This window comes from Labedella endophytica, assembly GCF_003990045.1.
GTDB classification, from domain to species: Bacteria; Actinomycetota; Actinomycetes; order Actinomycetales; family Microbacteriaceae; genus Labedella; species Labedella endophytica.
The window spans coordinates 91,531-113,882 of record NZ_RZGZ01000003.1 but is presented as its reverse complement, the minus strand read 5'-3'; the positions used below and the strand labels follow the sequence as shown (position 1 = coordinate 113,882).

19 protein-coding genes are annotated in these 22,352 nt (G+C 68.9%); 6 read left to right on the top strand and 13 right to left on the bottom strand.

Annotation, left to right across the window (positions count from 1 at the left end):
• Window positions 1-243 precede the first annotated feature (243 nt).
• Window positions 244-690: an Hsp20/alpha crystallin family protein gene (locus ELQ94_RS11555; RefSeq protein WP_127050491.1), complete on the top strand. Its 447-nt coding sequence runs from the start codon at window positions 244-246 to the stop codon at window positions 688-690.
• Window positions 691-769: 79 nt separating this feature from the next.
• Here ELQ94_RS11555 and ELQ94_RS11550 read toward each other — a convergent pair whose 3' ends face one another.
• Entirely contained in the window at window positions 770-1,990 is a 1,221-nt protein-coding gene (locus ELQ94_RS11550; RefSeq protein ID WP_127050489.1) for an NADP-dependent isocitrate dehydrogenase, read from the bottom strand.
• 151 nt (window positions 1,991-2,141) lie between these two features.
• Here ELQ94_RS11550 and ELQ94_RS11545 point away from each other — a divergent pair, with 151 nt between their 5' ends.
• The 3 genes from ELQ94_RS11545 (at window position 2,142) to ELQ94_RS11535 (ending at window position 3,490) form a co-directional block, all read left to right on the top strand.
• Window positions 2,142-2,594, top strand: coding sequence for a GNAT family N-acetyltransferase (locus ELQ94_RS11545; RefSeq protein ID WP_127050487.1), 453 nt, complete (start codon window positions 2,142-2,144; stop codon window positions 2,592-2,594).
• Entirely contained in the window at window positions 2,591-2,926 is a 336-nt protein-coding gene (locus ELQ94_RS11540; RefSeq protein ID WP_341807735.1) for an MGMT family protein, read from the top strand. Before ELQ94_RS11545 ends, ELQ94_RS11540 begins: the two co-directional genes overlap by 4 nt.
• A 105-nt stretch (window positions 2,927-3,031) precedes the next feature.
• Complete coding sequence (locus ELQ94_RS11535) at window positions 3,032-3,490, top strand: hypothetical protein (protein WP_127050483.1); 459 nt, start codon at window positions 3,032-3,034, stop codon at window positions 3,488-3,490.
• Window positions 3,491-3,583: 93 nt separating this feature from the next.
• On the opposite strand, the gene ELQ94_RS11530 is transcribed toward ELQ94_RS11535, so the two are convergent.
• The 8 genes from ELQ94_RS11530 to sucC all read right to left on the bottom strand — a co-directional run bounded on the left by ELQ94_RS11530 (window position 3,584) and on the right by sucC (window position 14,638).
• Window positions 3,584-5,401: an ABC transporter ATP-binding protein gene (locus tag ELQ94_RS11530; RefSeq protein ID WP_127050481.1), complete on the bottom strand. Its 1,818-nt coding sequence runs from the start codon at window positions 5,399-5,401 to the stop codon at window positions 3,584-3,586.
• Window positions 5,398-7,251, bottom strand: coding sequence for an ABC transporter ATP-binding protein (locus tag ELQ94_RS11525; protein ID WP_127050479.1), 1,854 nt, complete (start codon window positions 7,249-7,251; stop codon window positions 5,398-5,400). The genes ELQ94_RS11530 and ELQ94_RS11525 overlap by 4 nt, the downstream gene beginning before the upstream one ends.
• 374 nt (window positions 7,252-7,625) lie before the next feature.
• Window positions 7,626-8,834 carry a dimethylargininase gene (gene ddaH / locus ELQ94_RS17695; RefSeq protein WP_127050478.1) on the bottom strand — a complete coding sequence of 403 codons (1,209 nt, stop codon included), beginning with the start codon at window positions 8,832-8,834 and terminating at the stop codon, window positions 7,626-7,628.
• A 93-nt stretch (window positions 8,835-8,927) separates the two neighbouring features.
• Window positions 8,928-10,529, bottom strand: coding sequence for a bifunctional phosphoribosylaminoimidazolecarboxamide formyltransferase/IMP cyclohydrolase (gene purH, locus ELQ94_RS11515; protein WP_127050476.1), 1,602 nt, complete (start codon window positions 10,527-10,529; stop codon window positions 8,928-8,930).
• A 16-nt stretch (window positions 10,530-10,545) separates the two neighbouring features.
• Entirely contained in the window at window positions 10,546-11,127 is a 582-nt protein-coding gene (gene purN, locus ELQ94_RS11510) for a phosphoribosylglycinamide formyltransferase (RefSeq protein WP_127050474.1), read from the bottom strand.
• Between the two features lie 41 nt (window positions 11,128-11,168).
• Window positions 11,169-12,395, bottom strand: coding sequence for a cell division protein PerM (locus ELQ94_RS11505; protein ID WP_127050472.1), 1,227 nt, complete (start codon window positions 12,393-12,395; stop codon window positions 11,169-11,171).
• Window positions 12,396-12,553: 158 nt separating this feature from the next.
• Complete coding sequence (gene sucD / locus ELQ94_RS11500) at window positions 12,554-13,441, bottom strand: succinate--CoA ligase subunit alpha (protein ID WP_127050470.1); 888 nt, start codon at window positions 13,439-13,441, stop codon at window positions 12,554-12,556.
• A 33-nt stretch (window positions 13,442-13,474) separates the two neighbouring features.
• Entirely contained in the window at window positions 13,475-14,638 is a 1,164-nt protein-coding gene (gene sucC, locus ELQ94_RS11495) for an ADP-forming succinate--CoA ligase subunit beta (RefSeq protein WP_127050468.1), read from the bottom strand.
• A gap of 181 nt (window positions 14,639-14,819) precedes the next feature.
• On the opposite strand from sucC, the gene ELQ94_RS11490 reads away from it, so the two are divergent.
• Window positions 14,820-15,617 carry an oxygenase MpaB family protein gene (locus tag ELQ94_RS11490; RefSeq protein ID WP_243696988.1) on the top strand — a complete coding sequence of 266 codons (798 nt, stop codon included), beginning with the start codon at window positions 14,820-14,822 and terminating at the stop codon, window positions 15,615-15,617.
• 90 nt (window positions 15,618-15,707) lie between these two features.
• Here ELQ94_RS11490 and ELQ94_RS11485 read toward each other — a convergent pair whose 3' ends face one another.
• Both ELQ94_RS11485 and ELQ94_RS11480 read right to left on the bottom strand, forming a co-directional pair.
• Entirely contained in the window at window positions 15,708-18,164 is a 2,457-nt protein-coding gene (locus ELQ94_RS11485; protein WP_127050466.1) for an ATP-dependent helicase, read from the bottom strand.
• Window positions 18,165-18,176: 12 nt separating this feature from the next.
• Window positions 18,177-19,250 carry a glycerophosphodiester phosphodiesterase family protein gene (locus ELQ94_RS11480; protein ID WP_127050464.1) on the bottom strand — a complete coding sequence of 358 codons (1,074 nt, stop codon included), beginning with the start codon at window positions 19,248-19,250 and terminating at the stop codon, window positions 18,177-18,179.
• Between the two features lie 180 nt (window positions 19,251-19,430).
• Here ELQ94_RS11480 and ELQ94_RS11475 point away from each other — a divergent pair, with 180 nt between their 5' ends.
• Window positions 19,431-20,234 (top strand): Bax inhibitor-1/YccA family protein, encoded by an 804-nt coding sequence (locus tag ELQ94_RS11475; protein WP_127050462.1) that lies wholly within the window; start codon window positions 19,431-19,433, stop codon window positions 20,232-20,234.
• Window positions 20,235-20,319: 85 nt separating this feature from the next.
• On the opposite strand, the gene guaA is transcribed toward ELQ94_RS11475, so the two are convergent.
• Together guaA and ELQ94_RS11465 are read right to left on the bottom strand one after the other, a co-directional pair.
• The gene (gene guaA / locus ELQ94_RS11470) at window positions 20,320-21,906 is read right to left on the bottom strand and encodes a glutamine-hydrolyzing GMP synthase (RefSeq protein ID WP_127050460.1); all 1,587 of its coding nucleotides are present in this window, start codon (window positions 21,904-21,906) and stop codon (window positions 20,320-20,322) included.
• Window positions 21,903-22,346: a DUF3817 domain-containing protein gene (locus ELQ94_RS11465; protein ID WP_127050459.1), complete on the bottom strand. Its 444-nt coding sequence runs from the start codon at window positions 22,344-22,346 to the stop codon at window positions 21,903-21,905. Before ELQ94_RS11465 ends, guaA begins: the two co-directional genes overlap by 4 nt.
• Between the last annotated feature and the right edge of the window lie 6 nt (window positions 22,347-22,352).

Here is a 22,352-nt window from a genome sequence, read left to right as displayed (position 1 = left end):
GGATGGATGTCCGACGATCGTCGGGAACGGTGCCCCGCGATCGACCAACGGCCGGACGGTGCGTCAGGTCGGGCGTCCGCCGCGCCATCGAGCCACGCACGCGCCGATCGCGCACGGCGAACACCGGATCTGGCACTCTCCGGGGTAGAGTGCTAATCTTTTCTCAGGTTGAGTCACCTCGACTCAACTCTCACAAAGACCGAGCCGGCCGCGACCCAGCGGCCCCCGACAAAGGAGAAAACGATGGCCATGAACTTCGATCCGTTCCGCGAGCTCGACCGCGTCGCCGGTGCATTCCTCGACACGCGCCGGGGACCGCGACTCATGCCGATGGACCTCTACCGCGACGGAGACCACTACGTCCTCGCGGCGGATCTCCCGGGCATCGACCCGGGCTCCGTCGACATCGACGTGGACGGCCAGCTGCTCACGATCCGCGCCGAGCGCACGCTCACGACTGGCGAGGGCGTCTCATGGCTCGCCAAGGAGCGCGAGTCCGGCTCCTTCCTCCGCCAGCTCAACCTCGGGCAGGGCATCGACACCGAGAACATCACGGCGCACTACGACAACGGCGTACTGTCGGTGACGATCCCCGTGAGCGAGAAGGCCAAGCCGCGGAAGATCGCGGTCGCGTCCGCCTCCGACGGGCACGACGCGGCATCGACCCTCCGGGTGAACGAAGCCTCCTGATCCCCGAGCGTCCCGGCATCAACGACGAAGCCCCTCCCCGGATCCCGGGGAGGGGCTTCGTCGTTCATGCCGGAGGGCGTCAGGCGGTCGCCATGCGCTCCTGCAGGTTCTGATCGAGGGTCGCGAGGAACTCCTCGGTCGTCTGGTACGGCTGGTCCGGGCCCACGAGGAGCGCGAGGTCCTTCGTCATCTTGCCGGACTCGACCGTCTTGATGACGACGTCCTCGAGCGCCGACGCGAAGTCGATGAGCTCCTGGTTGCCGTCGAGCTTGCCGCGGTGCTGCAGGCCCCGCGTCCACGCGAAGATCGAGGCGATCGGGTTCGTCGAGGTGGGCTTGCCCTGTTGGTGCTGACGGTAGTGGCGCGTCACCGTGCCGTGAGCGGCCTCCGCCTCGACGACCTGGCCGTCGGGCGTCGCGAGAACGCTCGTCATGAGCCCGAGCGAACCGAAGCCCTGCGCGACGGTGTCCGACTGGACGTCGCCGTCGTAGTTCTTGCAGGCCCAGACGTAGCCGCCCTCCCACTTCATGGCCGAAGCGACCATGTCGTCGATGAGGCGGTGCTCGTAGGTGAGGCCGGCGGCGTCGAAACGCTCCTTGAACTCGGCCTGGAAGATCTCCTCGAAGATGTCCTTGAACCGGCCGTCGTAAGCCTTCAGGATCGTGTTCTTCGTGGAGAGGTAGACCGGGTAGTTGCGGGTGAGGCCGTAGTTGAGGCTCGCGCGCGCGAAGTCGCGGATCGAGGCGTCGAGGTTGTACTGAACCTGGGCGATGCCGTCGCCGGGCGACTGGAAGACCTCGAACTTCTGCGGCTCCGAACCGTCGTTCGGGGTGAACTCGACCGTGAGTGTCCCCTCCCCGGCGAAGCGGAAGTCGGTGGCGCGGTACTGGTCGCCGAAGGCATGGCGGCCGATGATGATCGGCTTGTTCCAGCCGGGCACGAGGCGCGGGATGTTCGAGATGATGATCGGCTCGCGGAAGATGACGCCACCGAGGATGTTGCGGATGGTGCCGTTCGGCGAACGCCACATCTTCTTGAGGCCGAACTCCTCGACGCGCGCCTCGTCGGGCGTGATCGTCGCGCACTTCACACCGACGCCGTGCTTCTTGATGGCCTCGGCCGCGTCGATCGTGATCTGGTCGTCGGTCTCGTCGCGCTTCTCGATCCCGAGGTCGTAGTACTCGAGGTTCACGTCGAGGTACGGGTGGATGAGAGTGTCCTTGATGGCCTGCCAGATGATGCGGGTCATCTCGTCGCCGTCGAGTTCGACGACGGTGCCTTCAACCTTGATTTTCGACAAAGCAACTCCTGAGGGATTACGGGCGGATCTCGCGCGACCAGCCTACCGCGCGGCCGAGATATCTCGATGTCGAGAGACCCGGGCCGCGACCGGGACCCCACAACGGGTCACGATCTTTCACGGCGACGGCCCCGCGCGCTAGCCTGGGGTCATGGCTGAGCTGAGACTCGAGGAACTGTCGGCGACCACGATCGTGGCGGTCAATGCGCTCTCGCTCAAACCCGGCCAGGAGCAGTTCGTCGCTCCGGTCTCCTACGCCGTCGCCGCGGCCGTCGTGGATCCCACGACCAGCTGGCAGCGTGTCATCCTCGACGGCGACGAGGTCGTGGGCTTCATCCAGGGCAACTTCGACCAGAACGCACCACAGGACGAGTTCCGCAGCATCCTCTGGCGCATCAACGTGGACGCCGACGATCAGGGCCGCGGGATCGGCACGTACGCCGTCGACGCGCTGCGCTCCGAGGCGACGGCACGCGGGTTCAACCACCTCGACGTCATCTACGAACCGGGCGAGAGCGGCCCGGAGGCGTTCTTCCTGCGGGTGGGCTTCGTCCCGGTCGGCGAGACGTCGTACGGCGAGACGATCGCGGAACTCGCGCTCTGAGCAGGATCCTCCGTCCCGAGCCCGAGGGCGACGGTCCGCCGACGGGTGACGACTTCGTCGAGGAGGTCCTCGCCGTCGTCGCCGCGATCCCGGCCGGACACGTCATGAGCTACGGCTCCGTCGCGGCGGCGCTCGGCTCGCGATCGGCGCGCGGGGTGGGGCGCGTCATGGCGCACGCCGGCTCCGGTTCTCCCTGGTGGCGCGTCGTCCGTTCCGGTGGTCTGCCACCGCGCGGCCTGGAGCACGACGCTCTCCCCCACTACCACGCGGAGGACACGCCTCTCGTCGTGACGCCGTCGGGCTACCGCGTTGCGCGATCCGCCTGGATCTGACGACGATCCCTCGAGGCCCGACCGACCGGAATCGGCCGGAAGGATGACTCGCCTTCAACCGGCCGGAGGATGACCTCGGCGGGCTGCCGGGCGAGGCTTGAGAGCATGGCACCACGACACCTCCGGAGCATCGCGGCCACAGCGCTCGTGCTCGCCGCCGCCCCGCTCCTCTGCTCCTGCTCGAGCCTCCAGCTCGCCTTCGGTTCCACGGTGGGCGGCGCCTATGCGGCGATCGACGGCTTCCGAAGCGATGATGTGCTGCCCGCGCCCACGTGGGTCCCCGACGACGCCACCGCCATCCGCTACACCACCGATCTCGCCGACGACGCGTCCATCCTGATGTACCATTCGGCGTCGCATTTCACCCCGGGTACCTGCGAACTCATGTCCCCGACGGCCGCGAGCTCGACGGACGGAGCCCCGCTCGACGACTCCTGGTGGCCGGAGAGCATCCCGTCGGCGCTCTTCGTCTGCGACTCCGAGTGGACGGCGTTCGCCGACGGCGACACGATCTACGCGTTCACGGCGGGCACGGCGGCGCCCGACGCCTCCCCCGCGACCTGACGCCGGCCGTCATCCGCTCGCCCCCACACGCGCCGGATGACGGCCCCGGTGCGCGTCGTCGCGCCCGGGGCATCGCCCGTGGACGTCGTCGGCTCAGACGAGAGAGTCCCGCCAGGCCGCATGCATGCGTGCGAACCGGCCCGTGCCCGCGATGAGCTGGGCCGGCGTGCCGTCCTCCACGATCTGGCCATGCTCCATGACGAGCACCCGGTCCGCGATCGCCACGGTCGACAGACGGTGGGCGATGATGACCGCCGTCCGATCCGAGAGCAGCGTCTGCAGCGCTTCCTGCACGAGTCGCTCGCTCGGGATGTCGAGCGAGGCCGTGGCCTCGTCGAGGATGAGCACCGAGGGGTCGGCGAGGAACGCCCTGGCGAAGGAGATGAGCTGACGCTGTCCGGCGGACACACGACCGCCGCGCTTGTTCACGTCCGTCTCGTAGCCGTTCGGCAGGGCCTCGATGAACTCGTGCGCACCCACGGCCTGTGCCGCGCGACGGATCTCGTCCGCGGACGCCCCCGGCTTCCCGAGGGCGATGTTGTCCGCGACGGTGCCCGAGAACAGGTACGCCTCCTGCGTCACCATGACGATCGCCCGGCGCAGGTCCTTCGGGTGGAGCAGGCGGAGATCGACACCGTCGAGCAGCACCCGCCCCTCCGTCGGGTCGTAGAAGCGCGAGATGAGCTTCGCGAGCGTCGATTTGCCGGCCCCGGTCGTCCCGACGAGGGCGATCGTCTGGCCGGCCGGGATGTCGAGCGTGAACTGCGGGAGCACCACACTGTCGGCGTTGTAGGCGAACCGCACCTCCTCGAAGGAGACGTGCCCCCTCGCCGTCCAGAGATCGATCGGGCTCGTCGGATCCGGGACGCTCGGGCGCTCCTCGAGGACGCCGGAGATCTTCTCGAGCGCCGCGGCGGCCGACTGGTAGGAGTTGTAGAACATCGCCATCTCCTCCATCGGATCGAAGAATCGGCGGGTGTAGAGCACCGCGGCCAGGAGCGCGCCGATCTCGATGGCGCCGTCGACCACGCGGAAGCCGCCCACGAGGAGGACCGCCGCGACCGTCAGGTTACCGATCAGCACGAGCCCCGGGTCGAAGATCCCGAAGAGCTTGATGGCGCGAGCGTTCGCGTCCCGATAGTCCTCGACCACCGCGCCGAAGGCCTCCTCGTTGCGCTTCTCCTTCCGGAACGCCTTCACGGCGCGGATGCCGGTCATCGTCTCCACGAACTGGACGATGACACGCGCGCTCTGCACGCGCGTCTCACGGAACACCGCCTGCGAGCGCTTCTGGAACCACCGCGTGAGGATGAGGAGCGGTACGAGCGAGACGAGCAGCACGAGACCGCTCGTCCAGTCGAGCAGGAACAGCGCGAGCCCCGTGAAGCCCATGTAGAGCGCCCCGGAGACGAGCTGGTTGATCCCGGAGTCGAGCAGCTCCCTGATGGAGTCGAGGTCGCTCGTCTGACGCGAGATGATGCGCCCGGAGGTATAGCTCTCGTGGAACTCGAGGCTGAGCTTCTGGGTCTGCCGGAAGACCCGCTTGCGCAGATCGATGAGGATCGCCTGGCTGATGCGGGCGCTCAGAACCGTGTACCAGGCGATGAGGACGGCGCCCACGAGCCCGGTGACGAGATAGACCCCGACGATCAGGAACGTCGGCATCCAGTCGCCCCGGTCGATCACAGCGGGGAGAGCCGAGTCGATTCCGTAGGCGATGAGGGCCGGACCGGCTACCTGGGACGCGGTCGACACGATGACCACGAGCATCGTCCAGGCCACTCGGACCTTGAGGGGGCCGAGGAGCGATCCGAGCAACCGGAGCGACCGGCGCCGGATCTGTCGTGACTCCTCCTTTGTGAAGTCGTCGCGCTCCTCTCCGCTCACGCCGAGAACCGATGATGCGCTCACGAGGACACCTCCTGTCGTCCGTCGCCCTCGGCCGGGGCCGAAACGGCGGGATCGTCGTCGTCGAGGCTCGAGATGACGAACCTGTAGTGCTCGCTCGACGCGAGTAGCGAACTGTGGGTGCCGACGGCCGTGATGCGTCCCTTCTCGAGGAGCGCGACGCGGTCGGCCAACATGACGGTCGAGGGCCGGTGGGCGACGATGAGCGCGGTCGTACTGGCGAGGACGCGCCGGAGGGCGGCTTCCACGAGCGCCTCGGTGTCCACATCGAGAGCGGACAACGGGTCGTCGAGCACGAGCACCGCCGGGTTGGCGGCGACGGCGCGTGCGAGCGCGAGACGCTGACGCTGTCCGCCGGAGAGGCTCAGCCCCTCCTCCCCGACCGTCGTCTCCACTCCCTGCGGGAGCTCCCGGGCGAAGCCGGCCTGTGCGATGTCGAGGGCCTCTTCGAGGACCGCGTCGGCCTCCGGCGAGTGCAGGTCGAGGTCGTCGCGACCGAGCAGCACGTTCTCGCGGATGGACGCCGAGAAGAGCGTCGCGTCCTCGAAGGCCATGGCCATGTGGCGACGCAGTTCGAGGCGGGACAGGTCGCGGATGTCGACGCCGTCGATGAGGATGCGTCCACCCGTCACCTCGTAGAGACGCGTGGTGAGCGCGGTGAGCGTCGACTTCCCCGACCCGGTGATGCCGATGAGCGCCATCGTCTCGCCGGGTTCGAGCTCGAGATCCACCCCGTCGAGGAGATCGGGCTGCCCGACCGGGGTGTCCTGGAAGCGGAAGTGCACGTCGTCGAAGACGAGACGACCGCGCACGTCCTCCACGTGCGACGGCCGCTCGGGATCCGTGATCGTGTTGATCTCGTTCATGACCTCGAAGAAGCGGTCGCTCGCCGTGCGGGTGTCGAAGGTCATCGCGAGGAGGAAACCGATCGATTCGATGGGGAACCGGAGGATCGCAGCCGTTGCGAAGAACGCGAAGAGCTGAGCGACCGAGAGCTCGCCCGTCGAGGCGAGCCACACCCCGCCGAGCAGGCAGAGCGCGAAGGCGATGTCGGGCAGCAGGAGCAACCAGTACCAGATGCCGGCGATCGCCTTGGCCTTCTCGATCTCGGTCCCCCGCAGGCTCTCCGCCTGGTGGGCGAAGTTGTCGAGGGCGTACGACCCGCGACCGAACGCCTTGAGCACGCGGATGCCGTGCACCGACTCCTCGACGGTCGTCGCGAGATCGCCCGCCTGGTCCTGGCTCCGCCGCGCGATGAGCGAGTACTTCTTCTCGAAGACGAATCCGTAGATCCAGATCGGGACGGCGCAGGCGATGAAGATCGCACCGAGCAGCGGGCTCCAGGTGAACAGCACGACCGCACCGACCACGATCGTGACCGTGTTCACGACGAACAGCACGAGACCGAAGGCGAGCCACCGGCGGATGAGGTTGAGGTCGGTCATCGCGCGCGACAGGAGCTGACCCGACTGCCACCGATCGTGGAAGGCGACGGGCAGGTCCTGGAGCTTCTCGTAGAAGGAGTTGCGCAGTCGCGCCTCGACATGCGTGCCGGGAGTGAGGACGAACCAGCGCCGGAGCGCGATCATGATGGCCTCGACGATGCCGAGCCCGGCGACGACGAGCACGGCCGGCCAGATGCCCGCACCGTCCCCGTTCTCGAGGGCGCTGTCGACGAGGTTCTCGAGCACGAGTGGGATCGAGAGCGCGACGAGCGCGGCGACGAGCGCCGCACCCATCCCGAGGGCGATGCTCGGGACGGCGGGTTTCGCCCAGGGGTAGATGCGCCAGAGAGCCGCGGCGGTGCCGAGCTTCCGGGGGCCGGCGGCGGACGGTGGGGTGCGTTCAGGCATGGATGGATGTTCCTCGCGCGTGCGGAGACGGCCGACGGGTCGCGTCGGTCGTCGGGAGAAAGGAGTGAGTGTGCGTCCGCCACCGGGTCGAGGCACGCGCCGGATGGCGGGCGTGGATCGGCGGCGGCGAGGTCCGGGAGAGGTTCGGCGGGTGCGGCTACGCCGAGGGGCGGTCGCGGACGAGGACAGCGGGACGGGCGAACGGGCCGGCGGTGGCGATCAGTCCCCGATTCGGCGCGATGACTGTGTTCATGTGACCCTCCCCAACTCGACGATTCGTGAGCCGCGGCTCCGCCCAGGGCGTTGCGCACAGCCTTACAGGATATTCACAGCCGGTCGTGGAGCGCAAGAGGCGGAACGGAAGAACGTTCCGATCAGCCGAGGCGGACCGAGAGGCAGGTGACGCACCCCTCGAGCTTCTCGAACTCGGAGATGTCCACGGCGACCACGTCGTAGCCGAGCTCGCGGAGCAGCTCGGCCGTCTCCGGAGCCGCCTCGGACATGAGGAGCGTCTCGTCGTCGAGAGCGACGACGGCGACGCCCTCCCTCTCGGGGACCGGCAGGAAACGGGCGAACAGGCGCGGCTCGTCGACGAGGTCGTCGTGTCCGATGACCGTTCCGTCGGGCAGCGCCGTGACCGTCGACTTGAGGTGCAGAGCCCGGGTGACGGGCACCGCGACGACGTCGAATCCGCGGGTGACGAGGAGCGCCCGCAGCTGGGCGATCCCGTCGGCGTTCGTCCGGCTCGACCGACCCACGTACACGGTCGTGCCGACGACGAGCACGTCGCCGCCGTCGAGCGTCCCGGGACTCATGATGCGCTCGACCGGGTACCCGCGGGCTGCGAGTACCTCCTCGACGCCGTCGGTCTCGCCCCGTCGCTCGTCGCTTCCCGAACGCGCGATGATCGCGAGACCATCGATGACGACGACGGCATCCTCGACGAACACCGAGTCCGCGAGTCGCTCGGCGTAGGGCACCTCCTGCGTGGTCCATCCGTGGTCGGTGAAGGCGGCGACGTAGGCGTCCCACTGACGGTCCGCGAGGTCCGTGTCGACGGGCGACCGGTCGATGTGGGTCGTCTGGCCGTCCGCGAGATTCTTGGCCGGAAGGCGCACGAGGGCGACGCGATCCGTCGATCCGGCCGAGCGGTCGTCGGCGACGAGCGAACGGTAGACGAGGCGGCCGACCGTCGGGACGACGGCCGCTGTCACGATGAGGAACCCGAAGTTGACGGTGAGCAGCGTCGATGCGATCGAGGGGAGGAACGTGTCGTCGATGGGTACGCCCTGCGAAACCACCTGGAAGGAGGTGCCGGCGAGCGGCGCGACGAGTCCGGCCAGGACTCCGGCGACGAGCGCGCCCCACCATCGTCCGAGCAGACCGAAGACGCCGAACGCGAAGACGATCACGAAGGAGATCAGCGTCGCGCTCAGGAAGTACTGGTGCGCCGCCCCGATGATGGCGGCGTTCGAGGAGTCGGAGATCCAGAACGCGACGATCATCGCGAGGTGGACGAGGCCGGCGGAGGCGAGGGCGCTGAGGACGGAGGCGAGGAGGCGGTGGCCCCAGGAGACGGACATGCCGTCGAGCCTATCCGAGCCGGCTATGGATCCCCCGCCACCCGGTCCCTCCCCCGACCACGGCGGCAGCCCCGGTCGGAGGAGGCCGGCCGATCAGTGGAAGAAGTGCCGTTCGCCCGTGACGTACATGGTGACGCCGGCGGCACGCGCGGCCGCGAAGACCTCCTCGTCGCGCACGGAACCGCCCGGCTGGACGACCGCGCCCACGCCGGCGTCGATGAGCACCTGGAGGCCGTCAGCGAAGGGGAAGAAGGCGTCCGACGCCGCGACGGAACCGCTCGCGCGGTCCCCTGCTCTCGACACCGCGAGGTGGCACGAGTCCACACGGTTGACCTGCCCCATCCCGACGCCGACCGAGGCTCGGCCCGAGGCGAGCAGGATGGCGTTCGACTTGACAGACCGGCAGGCCTTCCAGGCGAAGGCCAGGTCGGCGAGGGTGTCCTCGTCGGCGGGCTCACCCGAGACGAGCTCCCATCCGGCCGTGAACGCGTCGACGTCACCGGACGCGAAGCGGTCGGCCTGCTGCACGAGAACGCCACCGGAGATCTGCTTCGACTCGAGCGGCTCGAGCTCGAACGCCTCGGGTAGCCGGAGGATGCGCAGGTTCTTCTTCGTCCGGAGGACGTCGAGGGCCGCGTCCTCGAAATCGGGGGCGACGATCACCTCGGTGAAGATCTCCTTGACCGTCTCGGCCATGCCGAGGGTAACGGTGCGGTTCGCGGCGATGACGCCGCCGAACGCCGAGACCGGGTCGCACTCGTGCGCCCGGAGGTGCGCCGACGCGATCGCATCGGGGGCCTTGGGCGCCGCGGTGGCGATGCCGCACGGGTTCGCGTGCTTGATGATGGCGACGGCCGGCTCCGAGAAGTCGAAGGCGGCTCGGACGGCCGCGTCGGCGTCGACGAAGTTGTTGTAGCTCATCTCCTTGCCGTGCAGCTGCGTGGCCTGCGCGATCCCCTGGCCGCCGGCGCGGAGGTAGATGGCGGCCTCCTGGTGGGAGTTCTCGCCGTAGCGGAGCACGCTCCCGAGTTCCGCCTGGATCGTGAGCGACGCGCCGAATCCTTCGGCCGCATCGGTGAACCAGCCGGCGACGGCCGTGTCGTACGCGGCCGTGTGGGCGAACGCTCGTGCCGCGAGTTCACGGCGCTCGGCGAGCGTCGTGCCGGAGCGTTCCGCGATGGCCTCGATCACGTCGGTGTAGGCGTCGGGGGACACGACGATCGCGACGTTCGGGTGGTTCTTCGCCGCCGCCCGCACCATCGCCGGGCCGCCGATGTCGATCTGCTCGACGATGTCGTCGCGCGCGGCTCCGCTCGCGACCGTCTCGGAGAACGGGTAGAGGTTCACGACGACGAGCTCGAAGGGTTCGATCGCGAGCTCGGCGAGCTGCTCCTCGTGGGACTCGAGCCGCAGGTCGGCGAGGAGGCCGGCGTGCACGTTCGGGTGGAGGGTCTTCACACGGCCGTCGAGCGATTCGGGGAAGCCCGTGACGGTCGCGACGTCGGTCACGGCGTGGCCGGCCTCCCGGATCGTCGCTGCGGTCGAACCGGTCGAGACGATCTCCACACCGGCCGCGGCGAGGGCCGCAGCGAGATCGAGGAGACCGGTCTTGTCGCTCACGGAGATGAGGGCGCGCTTGACCTCGACGAAATCGCGATCGCGGTAGAGGCTCGAATCGTGGCGGGGGCCGGCCATTGGGGTGCTCCTTGGGTTACAGGGTCTCGAGATCGAGCCCGTTGGCGATGTCGAGGACGGTCTGCACGAGCAGGCGTCGTTCGACGGGTTTGATGCGTTCGTGCAGGGAGTGCTCGGTGTCGCCCATGAGGACGGGAACGCGTTCGCGCACGATGATCGGACCGTCGTCGACGCCGTCGGCGACGACGATGATGGACGCCCCGCTCTGCTCGGCGCCGGCCCGGATGGCGTCGCGCACGGCATGGGCTCCGGGGAACTCCGGCAGGTAAGCCGGGTGGGTGTTGATGAGTCGTGGCGAGAGCTCGGCGACCACGCGATGGGGAAGCAGTCGCATCAGGCCGGAGAGCACGACGAGGTCGGGGTTCCAGACACGGATCTGGGCGAGCAGCTCGTCGCCCCATTCCTCGCGGCTCGCGAACGACCCGTACGGCACGGTGAAGGTCGGGATTCCGAACTCCTCGGCGTGGGCGAGCCCGTCGGCCTCGCGGTCGGCACCGACGGCGAGGATCCGAGCGGGATACGCCGCATCGGCCTGCGCCTCGAGGAGCGCGCGGAGGTTTGACCCACCTCCGGAGATGAGCACGACGAGCGACAACACGCCGCAATCCTACCGGGCGAGGCGTCGCTCCCCCGACCGGGTCAGCCCGCGTCGGGACCGTATCGGCCGGAGGCCATTCCGACGAGGGCCGAGACACCCGTCGTCGCGAGCGTCGCGAGGAACACGGCGAGCGCATCCGGCCCGACCTCCTGCAACCGCGCGGGGCCGATCGCTCCCCCGGCCACGAGCGCGAGGAGACCCATCAGGACACCGGCGACGACGGCGATCCCGACGGCCGTCAGACCGAGTGCCGCCACGAGCCCCGCGCCTCCCGCCGCGCGGACCACGGCGGGCCGTACGGCTGCGGCGCCGAGGAACCCGATGAGTACGGGCACGATGAGCCCGAGGAAACCGAACGGAAGGTCGCCCGTGGGGATCGCTCCGAGCACGGGGATACCGGGCACCGGTCCGAGCAGCGTGGCCGCCGGCGACACGCTCGTGCCGACGCCGATGGCGAAGCCCGGTCCCAGCAACCAGGCGGCGCACCAGACGACGAGGTTGGGGAGGTAGGCGAGTTGCGCGATCGTCACGGCGATCCCGCCCGTGACGCCGACCCCCGAGCTCTCGTAGAGGCCGATGACCGTTCCGAACGACAGCAGCAGCATCGCCGCGACGACGACGGCTGCGACGCCGGTGATCCCGGACGCGACGATCGCGCCGCCGCGGAGCGAGGAGGCGATGATCCCGAGCGAGCGATCGCCGACGCGATCGCCCATGTCCGCCAGCCGGTTCCCGAGTCGCCCCCCGACGACAGCGCCCCGACGGATGCGGGCCCCGATGAGCCCGACGGCGAGGCCGATCAGGTAGACGACGGCCGGCGCGACGATCCCGCCGACGAGCGATGGGCTCACCGTTCCGTTCGACGCGGACAGCGTGACCGCGGCCGAGAGGACGAGCACGGTCGCGACCGATGAGACGACTCCCGTCACCCACAGGCCCGATTCCGCCGCGCGTCCGCCCGTCCGCGCACCGAGCAGCACCGTGATCAGTCCGATGCCGAGAGGTGCGAGAGAGACGGTGAAGGGGGCCCCGGCCTCCAGCAACCCGGTGCGCGCGATGGTGACGGGATCGAGGGTGACCGTCAGGTCCGTTCCGTGCCCGAGGAGCCAGATGTCCACGGCCGCGCGCCAGAAGACGAGCCAGTCCACCGAGAACCCGAACTGGACGGCCCAGAGGAGAGTGAGGGGGACGAGTGCGATGGCGATGCCGATCGCGACGACGATGAACGCCTCGAGGGCGGCGAGAAGCGCGACGGTCGTTCGATTCATTGCTCCGCGAGCTTACCCGTGCACCGGGAGTGCGACCTGTCGCCGCCCCGGTGACGGGTGAACCTCTGATCCAGCCTCCGGTCCACGGTCGACGGACCCCGGAGACGCACGACGCCCCCGCCCGGAGACCCGGACGGGGGCGTCGTGTTCTCGTCCGCCTAGAGGGCGGCGATGACCTCGCGCATGAGCGCAGCCGTCTCGGACGGCGTCTTGCCGACCTTGACGCCGGCGGCCTCGAGGGCCTCCTTCTTCGCCTGCGCAGTGCCGGCGGAGCCCGACACGATCGCGCCGGCGTGACCCATCGTCTTGCCCTCGGGGGCGGTGAAGCCCGCGACGTAGCCGACGACCGGCTTCGTGACGTTCGCCTTGATGAAGTCGGCCGCGCGCTCCTCGGCGTCGCCGCCGATCTCACCGATCATCACGATGGCCTTCGTGTCGGGGTCGGCCTCGAATGCGGCGAGCGCGTCGATGTGGGTGGTCCCGATGATGGGATCGCCACCGATGCCGATCGCCGTCGAGAAGCCGATCTCGCGGAGTTCGTACATCATCTGGTAGGTCAGCGTCCCGGACTTCGACACGAGGCCGATGGGTCCGGAACCCGCGATCGTCGCCGGCGTGATGCCGACGAGCGACTCGCCGGGCGTGATGATGCCGGGGCAGTTCGGCCCGATGATGCGGGTCGTGTTCCCCTTGCTCTGGGCGTAGGCCCACAGCTCGGCCGAGTCGCCCACGGGGATGCCCTCGGTGATGATGACGAGCAGGGGGATGCCCGCATCGATGGCCTCGATCGCGGCGTCCTTGGCGAAGGCCGGCGGGACGAACGCGATCGACACGTCGGCTCCCGTCTGCTCGATCGCCTCGACGACCGAGCCGAAGACGGGGAGTTCGACGTCGCCGTGGGTCACGGTAGTGCCCGCCTTGCGGGCGTTCACACCGCCCACGACCTGCGTTCCCGCCTTCAGCATGAGAGCCGTGTGCTTGGTGCCTTCGCCGCCGGTGATGCCCTGGACGATGACCTTGGAGTCCTTGTTGAGGAAGATCGACATGTTCTTCTGATTCCTTCTGTGGTGGTCGTCCGGTTACGCGTTCGCCAGTTCGGCGGCCTTGTCGGCGCCCTCGTCCATGGTGGCGGCGAGGGTGACGAGGGGGTGGTTCGCCTCCTGGAGGATGCGGCGACCCTCCTCGACGTTGTTGCCGTCGAGGCGTACGACGAGGGGCTTGGTCGCTCCGTCCCCGATGATCTCGAGGGCCTTGACGATGCCGTTCGCGACCGCGTCGCACGCGGTGATGCCGCCGAACACGTTCACGAACACACTCTTGACCTGCTCGTCTCCGAGGATGACGTCGAGTCCCGCCGCCATGACCTCGGCCGAGGCTCCGCCGCCGATGTCGAGGAAGTTGGCGGGCTTGACCCCGCCGTGCGCCTCGCCGGCGTACGCGACGACGTCGAGCGTCGACATGACGAGACCGGCGCCGTTGCCGATGATGCCGACCTGACCGTCGAGCTTGACGTAATTGAGGTCGTTCTCCTTGGCCTTGAGCTCGAGGGGGTCCTCGGCGGCCGTGTCCTTGAGCTCCTCGTGGCCCGGGTGGCGGAAGTCCGCGTTCTCGTCGAGCGAGACCTTCCCGTCGAGGGCGACGATGTCCCCCTCCTCGGTGAGGACGAGCGGGTTCACCTCGACGAGGGTCGCGTCCTCGCCGGTGTAGACGGCGTAGAGCTTGACGAAGACGTCGGCGACCTTCTCCACGAGCTCGTCGGGGAAGTTCGCGGCGATGGCGATCTCGCGTGCCTTGGCGGCGTCGATGCCCGTGATCGGGTCGACCTCGACGCGGGCGAGCGCCTCGGGCTTCTCGACGGCGAGCTGCTCGATCTCCATGCCGCCCTCGACGCTCGTGAGCGACAGGTAGGAGCGGTTGGCCCGGTCGAGGAGCACGGAGAAGTAGAACTCCTGCGCGATCCGTGCGCCCGCGGCCACCATGACCGTGCGCACGACGTGCCCCTTGATGTCGAGTCCGAGGATCGCCTTTGCGGCTTCTTCGGCCTCGTCGGGGTTCTTGGCGACCTTGACGCCGCCGGCCTTGCCGCGGCCTCCCACCTTCACCTGCGCCTTGACGACGACGACGCCGCCGAGCTTCTCGGCCGCTGCGCGCACCTCCTCCGGCGTGGTCGCGACGATGCCGGCGAGCACCGGCACCTCGTACTTCTCGAAAAGATCTCGTGCCTGGTACTCGTAGAGGTCCACGTGATGTTCCTATCCGCGTCGATGCTTTGTGGTCGTGACCGTTCGGCTCCCCCGCGCGACGTCTGGAAAAAGCGGGGAAAAAGCCGCGTCCCACTCTACTCCGCGCCGGGGCGGGCCCCCGTCCACGCGACCGGGGGTTGCCGAACGTGCACCCGGTGAGGATGACCGTATCGTTGAGCCCGTGAGGACGCGCGGGGGGATCAGGGGTGTCGCGGCCGAGTCCGTGCTCGTCGGCGCCGGAGGGCGCGCGATCCTCCTGCAACTGGCGCATCCCGCCGTCGCGCGCGGGGTCGCCCGACACAGCGATTTCGTCCACGCCCCTCTCCGCCGGCTCACAAGCACCCTCGACTACATCTACCTCGTCGTCTTCGGCACAGCGGATGAGAGGGCGTCCGCCCGGCAGCACGTCGAGAGGGCGCACGCCCCCGTCCGCGGACCGGCCGAGGACGGCGCTCCCTCCTACGCGGCAGACGATCCCACGTTGCAGCTCTGGGTCGCCGCGACCCTGTACGACTCGGCGATGGCCATGCACGAGCGCGTGCTCCCACCGCTGCCCGACGACGAGGCCGAGCGTGTCTATCGCGAGTACGCCGTCCTCGGGGAGGCGCTCGGCATGCCCCCCGCGCTCTGGCCGGCGACGCGGGCCGACTTCGGGGTGTGGTGGGCCGACCGTCTCGCCGAGCTCCCGATCGGGGACGATGCACGACGCGTCGCCCGGGATCTCCTGCATCCCCAGGGACCCGGTGCCCCGGTTTGGCTGCGGACCGTCATGCCCATCGCCCGTCTCCTCACGACCGGTCTGCTCGACGAGCGGCAGCGCGCGGGCTTCGGGCTCCCGTGGAGCCCTCGACGCCAGGCCGTGTTCGAGGTGGTGATGAGGGTCACGCGGATCCTCTGGCCGCTCCTGCCGCCGGGACTACGACATGCGCCCGCGATCCGATCGTTGCGGCGGCACCGGTCCCGGAGCCGTCGCGGCTGACGTGCCGAGCGACCGGGATGCCCCTCGACCGGTGCGCCTCGACCCAGAGGCCCAGTGGCCCAGTGGCCCAGAGGCCCAGTGACCCAGAGGCTAGAGCTTCTCGATCGGCGCGATCTTGATGAGCAGCTTCTTCTGACCGGCCCCGTCGAAGGCGACGTGCGCGACGCGCTTCGACCCCTCCCCCGTGACGGCCTGCACACGTCCCTCGCCGAAGTCGGTGTGGCGGATGCGATCGCCCGAGGCGAGCTCGAGATCGCCGTTGTCCCGCACCGAGCCGGTGACCGCGTTGGGCCAGACCTTCTTCTCGGCCTTCGGGAGCGCGAAGCCTCCGTCGCGGTCGTTGTTCGGCCCCTTCCAGCCGCGCGGGCCCCCGAGAGAGCCCTGCCCGTAGCCGCCGCGCTGACGGGCATCACCGGGCGACTGGCGCCACTCGATGAGCTCGGCGGGGATCTCCTGCAGATACCGGCTCGGCATCGCGACGGCCGTCTCGCCGTACTGCGCGCGCGACATCGCGAGCGACAGATGCAGCCTCTTGCGCGCTCGCGTGATGCCCACGTAGAACAGGCGCCGCTCCTCGGCCGGCCCGCCCGGCTCATTGGCCGACATGCGGTGAGGGAGCAGATCCTCCTCGACGCCCGTGAGGAAGACCGCGTCGAACTCGAGTCCCTTCGCGGTGTGGAGGGTCATGAGGGACACGGTTCCGGACGAGTCGTCGAGCTCGTCGGCGGCGGCCACGAGCGACACCTCCGTGAGGAAGTCGATGAGGGTGCCGTCGGGGTTGTTGCGCTCGTACTCCTTCGTGACGGCGACGAGTTCCTCGATGTTCTCCGCGCGCGCCTCGTCCTGCGGGTCGCGACTCATCCGCAGCGCATCGACGAGACCGCTCTTGGTCACGAGCAGGGCGAGCACGTCGCTCACCTTGCCCTCGGCGGCGAGAGAGGCCGCCTCGTCGAGGAGCCCGCTCAGCACACGGATCGCACTCGCGACCTTCGGTCCGAAGCCGAGCGTTCCCGCTTCCCGCAGCGCCTCACGCAGCGACGTCTCCGCGTTGTCGGCGAAGCTCTGCAACTGCGTCTCGGTGGCCGGGCCGATGCCGCGCTTCGGCGTGTTCAGGATGCGACGGACCGCGAGGGCGTCGGCCGGATTCACGACGGCCGTGAGGTAGGCCATCGCGTCCTTGATCTCGGCGCGCTCGTAGAACTTGGTGCCACCCATCACGCGGTACGGCAGGGCCGACCGGATGAAGATCTCTTCGAGCGCACGCGTCTGCGCGTTGGTGCGGTAGAACACCGCCATCTCGCTGTACGGCATCCCCTCACGGTGGAGCTTCTCGATCTCGTCGGCGACGAACTGGGCCTCGTCGTGACCCGAGTAGCCGGTGAAACCGACGATCTTCTCCCCGTCGCCGACGGAGGTCCAGAGCTTCTTGTCCTTCCGATCGAAGTTGTTCGAGATCACCGCGTTGGCTGCCGAGAGGATGTTCTGGGTCGACCGGTAGTTCTGCTCGAGGAGGATCACGGTGGCACCGGTGAAGTCGCGTTCGAACTCGACGATGTTGCGGATGTCGGCTCCGCGGAAGGCGTAGATCGACTGGTCGGAATCGCCGACCACCGTGAGGGACGCCGCCTCGATCGAACCGTCGCCACTCGTCACCGGGGTGTCGAATCCGGCCCGGGCGACCACGTCGGCCGGAACGGGGCGCGTGAGCTCCTGGATGAGGGCGTACTGGGCGTGGTTCGTGTCCTGGTACTCGTCGACGAGCACGTGACGGAATCGCCGCTGGTAGTGCGCCGCGATGTGCGGGAAGGCGCGGAAGAGGAAGACCGTCTGGCTGATGAGGTCGTCGAAGTCGAAGGCGTTCGCCGAGGACAGCGCACGTGTGTAGCGGCGGAAGATCTCGAGGAACGCGAGCTCGTTGGGGTCGCTCACGTTGACGTTGCGGGCGAACGAGTCGACGTCGGCGAGCTCGTTCTTGAGCTTCGAGATGCGGCTCCCGGCGTTCGCTGGCGTGAAGCCGAGCACATCGGCGTCGAGCTCCTTGATGATCCGCTTGAGCAGGACCCTCGAGTCGGAGGAGTCGTAGATCGTGAATCCGGGCTTGAAACCGAAGTTCTCGGCCTCCCGGCGGAGGATACGGACGCACGCGGAGTGGAACGTGGAGATCCACATCCCCTCGGCGGCTCGGCCGACGAGGTGTCCCACGCGCTCGCGCATCTCGGCTGCGGCCTTGTTGGTGAAGGTGATCGCGAGGATCTGGCTGGGCCAGGCCTCGCGCGAACGCAACAGGCCGGCGATACGTCGCGTGAGCACGCTCGTCTTGCCCGAACCGGCGCCCGCCACGATGAGCAGGGCGGGACCGCGGTACTCGACGGCTGCTCGCTGCTGCGGGTTGAGGCCGTCGAGCAGGGGATCGGGGCCTGCCCCGCCCTCGTGCCCTCCCGGCACGGCGGCGGTCGGCCAGTCGACGATAAGCGGCGTCACGGACGATCCACCCGCGTGCGCGGTGGAAGAGGCGGGTTTTTCGGAGGAGGAAGAGGTGCTCGACATGTCCCCCTCAGTCTACCGGCGGCCTCCGACACCGTCCCCGTCCGGACCCCGGCGGACGCCCGCGCGGTCGTCGAGGGCGTCCCGCGCGGCGACCCCGAGATCGGGGTGGTCGAGGAAGACCCCATCGATCCCCGTTCCGAGGATGACGGCGAACTCCGACGCCCAGTCGCCGAACGCGTCCGCCGGACCGCGCCGGAATCCGGCGGAGAGGAATCGGTTCTCGGGCCGCAGGGTCCAGGCGTAGGCGGTCAGCCCGCGCGCGTGGAGGCGGGAGACGAGGTCGGTCGCTCCGGTCGCGACCCCGTCCTCGTCGAGGCTCAGTACGAGGGTCTTGTCGGCGCTGACCCCGTCGACGAGGACCGCGAGCGCGTCGAGACCGCCGTCGGAGAGCTCCTCGGCATAGGTGATCGCGGACGCACCGTCCCGCGCCACCACGTCGGCCGCTGCACCGGACCGCTCCACGAGGTAGACGAACTCGGCCTCGAGGCCCCGGGCGGACACCCCCGCGAGCACCGTCTTCTCGAAGCTCTCGACGATGAGGGGACGCCCGCTCCCCCACCCCGCATCGTCCAGCTCCGTCGCGACGAGTTCGTCGAGGGGAAGCCCGAGGGCGTCGAAGTGGGTCGCGTGCTTGATCTCCACCGTCATCCCGAGCGGCCTGCCCTGCTGCTCGGACGCCGCATCGACGAGGACCGCGAGGTCCGCCAACCGGAGGATGCCCTGTTTCCCGTCGAACGACGCGGACGACGGGCGGATCATCGGGAGGCGTTCGCGGACACGCAGGGTCGAGAGCTCCTCCCATGTGAAGTCCTCGGTGAACCAGCCCGTGTGCTCGTCCCCGTCGATCGTCTTCGTCGCACGGAGGTGCGCGAACTCGGCACGCGACGCGACGTCCGTCGTCCCGGAGATCTCGTTCTCGTGCCGGACGACGAGGATGCCGTCCTTCGACGCGACCACGTCCGGCTCCACGGAGTCGGCACCGAGGGCGAAGGCGAGCTCGTAGCCCGAACGGGAGTGTTCCGGACGGTAACCGGGCGCTCCCCGGTGCCCGATCACGAGCGGACGGGGTCGTGCTTCGCTGGCCATGGCTCCACCCTAACCAGCCGATCGAAACGGTGACGCTCCTCCGCTCCACACCCCGAACAGGCCCGGAATCACGCGGGAATCGAAAGCGTCCTCACAGCGTTGTGGGATAACGTGGAGGCATCGCTCCCGCACAGGGAGCACCGCATCCCAGCCGCACCGACTGAGAGTAGGACTACAGCAATGGCAATGGACAACCCCGCGTTCCGAAATTCGGCGTTCCAGCAGGGAGGTCAGGTTGCGACCGCGAGCACCCAGCAGGGTCTGAGTGCTGAAGAGCTCGTTCAGATGTACAACCGGCCGGCCGCCGCACCGACGCAGACCGACCGCATGACCGTCGAGGACACGATCGCCAAGACGGGAATCTCGTTCGGCGTTCTCCTCGTCGCCGCCGTCGTGGGCTGGCAGTTCCCGGCGCTCGCGATCCCCGCGGCCATCGTCGGATTCGTGCTCGCCCTCGTCAACATCTTCAAGAAGGAGCCGTCGCCCGGCCTGATCCTCGCCTACGCGGGAGCACAGGGCCTCTTCGTCGGCGGCATCTCGGGCATCTTCGAGGCGCAGTGGGCCGGAATCGTCACCCAGGCCGTCATCGCCACCCTCGTCGTCGTGGGCGTGACGCTCGCTCTCTTCGCGAGCGGCAAGATCCGCGCGTCGAAGCGCGCGACGAAGATCTTCCTCGTCGCCATGATCGGCTACGCGGTCTTCTCGCTCGTCAACGTCGGCATGATGTTCTTCGGTGCCACCGACAGCGCGTTCGGTCTCCGCAGCGACATCGAGATCATGGGCATCCCGCTCGGCATCATTCTCGGGATCTTCGTCGTCCTCATGGCGGCGTACTCGCTCGTCCTCGACTTCGACATGATCCAGCAGGGCGTGCGCAACCGCGCCCCGCGCAAGTACGGCTGGACCGGCGCCTTCGGCATCATGGTCACCGTCGTGTGGCTCTACCTGGAGCTGCTGCGCATGTTCGCGATCGCTCGCGACTGATCGATCCATCTGCAACGACGAAGGGCCGGGAGCATCGCTCCCGGCCCTTTCTCGTGCCCCGACCGTCAGGCCGGGATGGAGAGGATCACTCCCACTCGATGGTTCCCGGCGGCTTCGACGTGACGTCGAGCACCACGCGGTTGACGCCGTCGACCTCGTTCGTGATGCGGTTCGAGATGCGCGCGAGCACGTCGTACGGCAGTCGCGTCCAGTCGGCCGTCATCGCGTCCTCGGACGAGACGGGACGCAGCACGATCGGGTGCCCGTAGGTCCGCCCGTCGCCCTGCACACCCACGGAGCGCACATCCGCGAGGAGCACGACAGGGCACTGCCAGATCTCCGTGTCGAGGCCCGCCGCGGTGAGCTCGGCGCGAACGATGGCGTCGGCCTCGCGCAGGAGGTCGAGCCGCTCCTGCGTGACCTCGCCGACGATGCGGATGCCGAGCCCCGGCCCGGGGAACGGCTGGCGACCCACGATGACCTCGGGCAGACCGAGTTCGCGACCGATCTGGCGGACCTCGTCCTTGAAGAGGGTGCGGAGGGGTTCGACGAGCTCGAACTGCAGGTCTTCCGGCAGCCCGCCCACGTTGTGGTGGCTCTTGATGTTCGCCGTGCCCGTACCACCGCCCGATTCGACGACATCGGGGTAGAGCGTGCCCTGGACGAGGAACCGGATGGGATCGCCGTCCTGCTCGTACGACTCCGCGACGAGGTCGGCCTGGGCCTGCTCGAACGTGCGGATGAATTCGCGACCGATGATCTTGCGCTTCTGCTCCGGGTCGCTGACGCCGGAGAGCGCATCGAGGAAGCGCTCTCGGGCGTCGATCGTGACGAGTCGGACTCCCGTCGAGGCGACGTAGTCCTCCTCGACCTGGCGGCGTTCGCCCTGGCGCATGAGGCCGTGGTCCACGAACACGCACACGAGCTGGTCGCCCACGGCCTCGTGGACGAGCGCCGCGGCCACGGCGGAGTCGACCCCGCCGGAGAGAGCGCACAGCACCTTGCCCGAACCCACCTGGGAGCGGATGCGCTCCACCTGGTCGGCGATGACGTTCCCTGCGTTCCAGTCGGCGGGGATGCCCGCACCGCGGTGCAGGAAGTTCTCGATGACACGCTGCCCGTAGGCGGAGTGCTTGACCTCGGGGTGCCACTGCACGCCGTACAGCCGGCGCTCGTCGTTCGCGAAGGCGGCGACGGGCGTCGACGCCGTGGAGGCGAGCACCTGGAAGCCCTCGGGCGCCGTGGCGACCGAGTCCCCGTGACTCATCCACACGGTCTGGTCGGCCGGCTGGTCGTGGAGGAGCGTCCCGCCGTCCGTCGACACGTTGGCGTCCGTCGATCCGTACTCCCGGGCACCGGTGCGCGCGACGGTCCCACCGAGCGTCGTCGCCATCACCTGGAATCCGTAGCAGATTCCGAGGGTCGGGACGCCGAGGTCGAAGACACCGGGGTCGAGGGAGGGCGCACCCTCCTCGTAGACGCTCGAGGGTCCGCCGGAGAGGACGATCCCGACGGGGTTCTTCGCAGCGATCTCTTCGGCCGAGATCGAATGCGGCACGATCTCCGAGTAGACGCCGGCCTCACGGACGCGACGGGCGATCAGCTGCGCGTACTGCGCACCGAAATCGACGACGAGGACGGGACGCGGGCCGTCGGGCAGCAGTTCGGTCATGCGGTGGGGGCCTCCACTTTCTGGGTCGACGCCGAGGTCCGACGGTCGAGGTACGCGGTGACCTCGCGGCCGATGCGGGCCTCGAGGAAGAACGAGAGCAGGGGCACGATGCCGCCCGTCGCGATGAGCAGGAACTTCCAGAACGGCCAGCGCATGAGGGACCAGAGCCGGAAGTCGCTGAAGAGATACACGACGTAGAACCAGCCGTGGGCGATGAGGATACCCGTCGAGAGATTGATCGCGACTGCCGTGTCGGTGGGGACGAGGGCGAGGAATCCATACGGACCGGCGAGTTCGAGCTCGTAGCCGAGGCCGTACTTGATGATCATCTCGACACACAGGAGCAGGAGCATGACGCCGGTGATGACCGACGCGATCTTGTAGAAGCGCAACGCGCCGCGGATGCGCGGCAGGTCGCTCTCGCGGGGTTCGAGGGGCATGATCCC

Excerpts from the sequence above, each read along its gene's own strand:
- ELQ94_RS11555 (WP_127050491.1), top strand. The coding sequence starts at position 244 with ATGGCCATGAACTTCGATCCGTTCCGCGAGCTCGACCGCGTCGCCGGT.
- ELQ94_RS11545 (WP_127050487.1), top strand. The coding sequence starts at position 2,142 with ATGGCTGAGCTGAGACTCGAGGAACTGTCGGCGACCACGATCGTGGCG.
- ELQ94_RS11535 (WP_127050483.1), top strand. The coding sequence starts at position 3,032 with ATGGCACCACGACACCTCCGGAGCATCGCGGCCACAGCGCTCGTGCTC.
- ELQ94_RS11525 (WP_127050479.1), bottom strand. The coding sequence starts at position 7,251 with ATGCCTGAACGCACCCCACCGTCCGCCGCCGGCCCCCGGAAGCTCGGC.
- ddaH (WP_127050478.1), bottom strand. The coding sequence starts at position 8,834 with ATGTCCGTCTCCTGGGGCCACCGCCTCCTCGCCTCCGTCCTCAGCGCC.
- purH (WP_127050476.1), bottom strand. The coding sequence starts at position 10,529 with ATGGCCGGCCCCCGCCACGATTCGAGCCTCTACCGCGATCGCGATTTC.
- ELQ94_RS11505 (WP_127050472.1), bottom strand. The coding sequence starts at position 12,395 with ATGAATCGAACGACCGTCGCGCTTCTCGCCGCCCTCGAGGCGTTCATC.
- sucD (WP_127050470.1), bottom strand. The coding sequence starts at position 13,441 with ATGTCGATCTTCCTCAACAAGGACTCCAAGGTCATCGTCCAGGGCATC.
- ELQ94_RS11485 (WP_127050466.1), bottom strand. The coding sequence starts at position 18,164 with ATGTCGAGCACCTCTTCCTCCTCCGAAAAACCCGCCTCTTCCACCGCG.
- ELQ94_RS11480 (WP_127050464.1), bottom strand. The coding sequence starts at position 19,250 with ATGGCCAGCGAAGCACGACCCCGTCCGCTCGTGATCGGGCACCGGGGA.
- ELQ94_RS11475 (WP_127050462.1), top strand. The coding sequence starts at position 19,431 with ATGGCAATGGACAACCCCGCGTTCCGAAATTCGGCGTTCCAGCAGGGA.
- guaA (WP_127050460.1), bottom strand. The coding sequence starts at position 21,906 with ATGACCGAACTGCTGCCCGACGGCCCGCGTCCCGTCCTCGTCGTCGAT.
- ELQ94_RS11465 (WP_127050459.1), bottom strand. The coding sequence starts at position 22,346 with ATGCCCCTCGAACCCCGCGAGAGCGACCTGCCGCGCATCCGCGGCGCG.